This is a genomic window from uncultured Campylobacter sp. (assembly GCF_938045595.1).
Taxonomy (GTDB): domain Bacteria; phylum Campylobacterota; class Campylobacteria; order Campylobacterales; family Campylobacteraceae; genus Campylobacter_B.
Map to the genome: position 1 here is coordinate 1 of NZ_CALIBB010000261.1, position 5637 is coordinate 5637.

The 5637-nt window shown below is 49.2% G+C and carries 6 protein-coding genes and 1 pseudogene; 4 read left to right on the forward strand and 3 right to left on the reverse strand.

All coding sequences use genetic code 11. The features are described from left to right. The 4 genes from Q0340_RS10430 to folP form a co-directional block, all read left to right on the forward strand. Positions 1–311 (forward strand): ACT domain-containing protein (locus tag Q0340_RS10430; protein ID WP_298083250.1); only part of this gene is annotated, 311 nt, incomplete at its 5' end. Continuing rightward, positions 311–844, forward strand: a complete 534-nt coding sequence (locus tag Q0340_RS10435; protein ID WP_005873254.1) for a HobA family DNA replication regulator — start codon at positions 311–313, stop codon at positions 842–844. The genes Q0340_RS10430 and Q0340_RS10435, both read left to right, overlap by 1 nt. Further along, positions 841–1461, forward strand: a complete 621-nt coding sequence (locus Q0340_RS10440; RefSeq protein ID WP_298083251.1) for a DNA polymerase III subunit delta' — start codon at positions 841–843, stop codon at positions 1459–1461. Before Q0340_RS10435 ends, Q0340_RS10440 begins: the two co-directional genes overlap by 4 nt. After that, complete coding sequence (gene folP / locus Q0340_RS10445; RefSeq protein ID WP_298083252.1) at positions 1458–2600, forward strand: dihydropteroate synthase; 1143 nt, start codon at positions 1458–1460, stop codon at positions 2598–2600. Before Q0340_RS10440 ends, folP begins: the two co-directional genes overlap by 4 nt. 298 nt (positions 2601–2898) lie before the next feature. On the opposite strand, the gene Q0340_RS10450 is transcribed toward folP, so the two are convergent. The 3 genes and pseudogenes from Q0340_RS10450 to Q0340_RS10460 all read right to left on the reverse strand — a co-directional run. Then, positions 2899–3660: a hypothetical protein gene (locus tag Q0340_RS10450; protein ID WP_298083253.1), complete on the reverse strand. Its 762-nt coding sequence runs from the start codon at positions 3658–3660 to the stop codon at positions 2899–2901. A 368-nt stretch (positions 3661–4028) separates the two neighbouring features. Further along, positions 4029–5087 (reverse strand): hypothetical protein, encoded by a 1059-nt coding sequence (locus Q0340_RS10455; protein ID WP_298083254.1) that lies wholly within the window; start codon positions 5085–5087, stop codon positions 4029–4031. A 210-nt stretch (positions 5088–5297) separates the two neighbouring features. After that, a pseudogene (locus Q0340_RS10460) lies at positions 5298–5637 on the reverse strand (hypothetical protein); the annotation flags it as partial.

Genomic DNA, 5637 nt, shown 5'->3' on the forward strand with positions numbered 1-5637 from the left:
GCGAGACGAATTTGGGCTTTACCGTGCCGCAAAATGAGCTGCAGACTGCTTATGCGGTAATGAAAGAGGTAAATCCAAATCCGAATTCCATCATCGAATCGGATGCCGATATCGTAAAGGTTTCTTTGGTCGGCGTTGGTATGAAAAGCCACAGCGGCATAGCCAGCAAGGCGTTTAAGACGCTTGCGGACGAAGGGATCAACATCCAGATGATCTCCACGAGCGAGATTAAAATTTCGATGATCGTAGAGGCTAAATACGGCGAGCTCGCCGTGCGCGCGCTGCATAAAGCCTACGATTTGGATAAATAATGCAGGATCTGCACACTTGGAGCGTCACGGCGATGCGCTCCGAGCCCGGACTTGAGTGGCTCGAGGATCGCAAGGAGGACTGGACGCCGCTTTTAGCATCAAAGCTAAAATTCCTCCACGACGGCTTTGCTTTCATCGTCATCTGTGACGATGAACGAAGCTGGTTTAGCGAATATATCATCAAAAAGATCAACTCCTCGACCAACTCTCGCCCGCTGCTGCCGTTTTTTTCGCTGCGTTCGCTCTACCGCGGCGGCGTAAATAGCCTGGAGGACGCGCTGCTGCTAAACGATATGCTAAGCCTCGCGTTTGCCAACGGCTTTATATATTTTTACATCGGCAACGGCAACCATCCGCTAGCCAAAATCGCCAAAAGCCACGAGGACAGCTATCTGTGGCTCATCGACGAGAGGCTGCAAAACAGCTTCTACATGAGCGAGAGCGATCCGAGCTTGGATCTCAAACTTATCCAGCTTTTTAAAATTTTAGACAAAAGCATCGACGCCGTGCTTTTTGACGAAGTGGTGCTTTGAAAATCATAAATCAGATCGTTTTAACAAACGATTATGAGGGCTTTAAAGATAAAATTTTAGCCGAAATTCCGCGCAAAAATTTAAGGTTTTTCGAAAGCACCGAACTTAAGATCGACGAGGCGCGAAAGATCATCGACGAAGCCTACGTCGCCGAGCGCGAGGATAAGATCATCGTCATCGCCGCTACGAAATTCGGCGAGGAGGCGCAAAACGCTCTGCTTAAAATTTTAGAGGAGCCGCCTAAAAATACGGTGTTTTTCCTGATCACCCCCTTCATCAACGCCCTGCTGCCCACCATCCGCTCGCGCCTCGTGGTGCAAAACCTCTGCGTGCGAAAGCCCAGATACCGCACCGGGCTAAACTTAGCCAGGCTCAGCCTAAAGGAAGCGGTGGAGTTTATCGACGCGCAGATCGCGCTGGAGCGCAAGGGCGAGCTAGATAAAACGGCGCTAAAAGCGCTCATCGGCGAGATCGCGCTAGAGTGCTTCGAAGCGGGCGTTAGGCTAAGCGGCGATGAGTTGCAGCGCATTGACCGCTTGAGTTATCTTGCCGAGCACAACGCTAAAGCCCATGCCGTGCTTACTCCGCTACTTTTGATGATAGAGGAGAAAAGATGAAAATTTATAAAATTTCAAACGATGCCGACTTTACGCTGATTTGCGAGCGTATCGGCGTGCGAAATGCGGGGCGGGCGATAATGCAGAAAAAATCGCGCCTAAACTTTTTCTATCTAAAAGACCTGCGTGCGCCCGCGGCGAATATTTTAAAGCAGGATGCCCTTAGCATCGGCGCCGAGCTTGCGTGCAATGAAGGAGTGATCCTAGGGCGCGATGATACGGACGCGGTTTTGATCGCAAACGACCGCCAGATCGAAGCTTTGGCGCAGAAAGAAGCGCTGCAGGATTTCGGGCTAAAAGAGCTCGCGAAATTTCTAAGCGAGAAATTTGCTAAGCCGCAAAGCTGCGAAATAATGGGCGTCGTCAATATCAACTCCGATAGCTTCAACCCCGCAAGCCGCGCGGCAAACCTAAAAGAGGCGATCTGCAAGATCGAAAAGATGATTGAGCAGGGCGCCGCTATCATCGATATCGGCGGCGTGAGCTCGCGCCCGGGCAGCCAGTACTGCGGCAGGGATGAGGAGTTTGCGCGCATAAAGGACATCGTGAGCGAAATTTATCGCCTGCGTCTGCACGAAAAGGCTAAATTCAGCCTCGATAGCTTCGATGAGTATTGTTTGGAATTTGCGCTAGATCGGGGCTTTAGTATCATTAACGACATCAGCGCAAACCTCGCTCTTGCCCCGCTTGCGCTTCGCTACGACGCCGCTTACGTGCTGATGCACATGCAAGGAAAGCCGCAAAATATGCAGCTTGCGCCCAAATATGACGATCTAATGGGCGAAATCGATGAGTTTTTTGCGCAGAATTTGCAACAGCTGCAAAACGCGGGGCTTAAAAAGATCATCCTTGACGTGGGCATCGGCTTTGGCAAGACCGCCGAGCAAAATTTAGTGCTGATTAAAAATTTGCAGCATTTTTTGCACTTTGGCTGCCCGCTGCTTGTAGGCGCAAGCAGAAAGAGCGTTATCGATTTTTACAGCCCCTCTGTGGTCGCGGATAGGCTCGCAGGCTCGCTGTATCTGCATCAGATCGCTGCTTTAAACGGCGCTGCGATCATCCGCACGCACGATGTTTTCGAACACGCTCAAATGCTGCGGCTAATGCGCGCGATGGACGCCGCTGCGGTAAAATTTTAAAATTTTGCGAAATTTTCACGAAATTCCATATTTTTCACGAGATTTTTGTAAATTTGCCTTATGCGGAATTCTAAAATTCCTCAAGGAAATATTTTAATTCTTTTAAAATTTTACAAAAGAGCTTTTGCGGAATTTTATCCGCGTTTTATTTTGTGCCTAAGCTTTCGTGCGCTTGCTCGTCGAAACTTATAAAAATTTATAAAATTTCGCTCGATTTATGAGGCGCGTCAAAACAGCGAAGTAAAGAGGGATAAATTCTGGCGACGATTTGCACGGATTATTTGCTGCGCGAGCCGAATTATTTCATTTTTGGGCGAAACGAGCGCTTTACGTCAAAGCCCTTGCTAGCGATTTTTATGTCATTTGGTATCGTGCCTGCCGGAGCGGAGGCGTCCTTTTTGGCGGATAAAAACTCGACTAAGCTTTGCCAGACAAAGTCGGCATCCAGATAAAACCCCATCGCGTTAAGCTGTGGATTTATCGCCGCGGTGTGAATGTTCTGTGTGAGCTTAAAAAATACGATTGGGGCGCTCAAAATTTCATCTTGGCTTATAATTTTATCGTCGCGAACAATATTTTTTAGCGTCGTTTTGCGGTCGCCCTCTAGCGCTACGAGCTGCAAAATTTCCTCGCGCGTAGCCTGCTCGCCGACCTTGCCTAGCCACGAGACGATATGGGCGCGAAATCCATCGCTAAAGCTCAAAGTTCTGTCTTCCCAATACTGCCTTCTTAGCTCCGTCTCGTCAAACTCTAGGCTTGTGTAAATTTTATCCTGAGAGGCGAAAATATGGACTAAATTTTTGCCGATGAAAATTGCGGAGTGAAGCAGGCGCGGCAGCTTATTTACGTCCGTTTTGCTCCAGTTTATAAATTTACCGCCGATAAAGCGGTACCCGCTAAGCTTCCTTTCAAAGACCTTTTTATCGCCCTCGTCAAGCCTCCATAGCTCGTCCGCATCGACTAGAGTAGAGTTTCTGCGGTCATAGACCAAAGTCTCGTCAAGTCCGTATTTTGACACCATAAAATCGTAATTATCTTTAAATTTCGAGATAATTTTCATGTTCGTTCCCTAAAATTTTATCTTTCAAAAGCTCCTGAATCGGCGCGCTTTGTACTGAAACCGAAGCAAAATTTTATCATCGTAAATTCACACTGCGAACCTCACAAATTTAATCCAGATTTGCTGATAAATCGCCAAAAATTTATATCGCAAGCTCACGGCTCGCTCAATTTTACCGCGTGCCGGCGAAATGGTAAAACCGAACGAAAAGCGTGCGGTGCGGCAAATTTTAAATTTATTTTACGCGGCGGCGTAGAATTTTAAAATTTATTTTCCGCGATGGCGCAAAATTTCAAATTCATCTGCCGCAAAAACAGAGGCCTACCGCTTAAGTCGCAAATTTTAGTAACGGTAAAAACCGAAGCCTCCTACCGCTTGAAGTCGTGGATTTGTATATTCGCGCCATATTTTTTGCAAAGCTCGCTTACTTTTTCTTTTAGCCTTTCCTCGTCATAGCAGATGAGATCGATGTATGCGTGCCTCTGCCCCGTTGCGCCGCCGATTATTTCCAAAAACGAGCCGCAGCTTTCTAGCTCGTCGTCCTCGATCTTGTTTCGCAGATCAAAGCCCGCCTGCATGTCGCCGCCGTTACCTATGCTAAGAAAGCAAAATTTGATGCCGAGCTCGAAGGCTTCGTTATAGATGTCGCGCTTGCCGCCTAGGTACTCGCCTATTAGATTTCGCAGGCAGGTGGTGCCCACGATCACGTCCTCGCGCACCTCGCTTCCGCGCGGCTGCATCTCGTAGCTGAAAAAATTCTTTAGCGGTTCGCGCGCGGCTTTTTCGCCGAATTTCTCATCAATCAGATCGGCGAATTCGCTTAGCGGCACGCCGTTTTCCTGCGGCTGGGCCAGCACTTCAAGCATGCCCAAAGTGTTAATGACCGTCGTCTCGCCGATGATGTTATCAAGCAGGATGAAGCTCAGATTGCCCGCCTTACTCTCATCCTGCGCGAGCAGAGCTGCTAGGTTTTCATTGTAAATTTTAATATCCACGTCGCTTTCGTTAAACTGCGCATAGATCATCGACTCCTCGGCGTTTACGCGCGTATCGTACATCTCGATCCCGCCGATACCTCGCGGCGCACGCGGCTTTCCGAGCGTGCAGCGCATTCTGCCCTCGAGCTGCTTAGGCATAGCGTTTTTGATAAAGCTTAGCCAAAATAATCGGTGCCTCATACCCTCCGGAGTTAGCACCAGATCAAGCTTATCGCCCGCGAGCCCCGTCATAAAATAGGGCTCGGCAAGGCAGATGCGAAGCTTCTCGTCGGTCTTTTGCATCGCCTTTTCAAACTCTTCCGCCGCCAGATCGGCCTTGATCTCGTCTATCACGCCGCTAAATTCCGCCCAAAATTTATCCACTCTGCCGGCAAAAGTGCTTGGAATTTGCGCCTTTTCAGCTTTTTTACCAAAACCGAATAGCCCCATAATCTCTCCTTTAATTAAATTTAAACGCAATTATAGCTTAATTTTTGTGCAGGCTCAGGGCGCAAATTTTAAAAACCCCGCCCTCACGTGCACTGAAAGCAGCCGCCCAAGACCTCGCATTTCTCGCAAATCTGCACGTATATGACCCCCTCACCCTGCACCAGCTCGCCGAATGGGATCTGCGCTAGATGCTTCATCGTCCCGCCGCAGCTAGGGCAGCTCAGATACGAGACGTCCTGTACCCACTGCGGATAGCCCGCCCACGGTCGTATCAAGCTCGCTAAAGCAGCCGTAAAACGGCGACACTTCGCCTCCTAGTTTAAATTTCATACCGCACAGCCGTGCAAAATCCTCCTGCGAAAAGTAGTTTTCATCGAAACCTTCGCCATCATGGCTTAGCTCTATCTCGCCGTCTGGGCTGCGCTTGCAAAAATATCTGACCGAGCCGACGCAGGTCGGGCAACAACGAAAGATCGCGTCGCGCTTTAAATTCAGAAACGCAAGCCGCGGCTCGTCGGCCTTAAGACGCAGCATATCGAGCATCTCGCAG

Excerpts from the sequence above, each read along its gene's own strand:
- Q0340_RS10450 (WP_298083253.1), bottom strand. The coding sequence starts at position 3,660 with ATGAAAATTATCTCGAAATTTAAAGATAATTACGATTTTATGGTGTCA.
- Q0340_RS10435 (WP_005873254.1), top strand. The coding sequence starts at position 311 with ATGCAGGATCTGCACACTTGGAGCGTCACGGCGATGCGCTCCGAGCCC.
- folP (WP_298083252.1), top strand. The coding sequence starts at position 1,458 with ATGAAAATTTATAAAATTTCAAACGATGCCGACTTTACGCTGATTTGC.
- Q0340_RS10455 (WP_298083254.1), bottom strand. The coding sequence starts at position 5,087 with ATGGGGCTATTCGGTTTTGGTAAAAAAGCTGAAAAGGCGCAAATTCCA.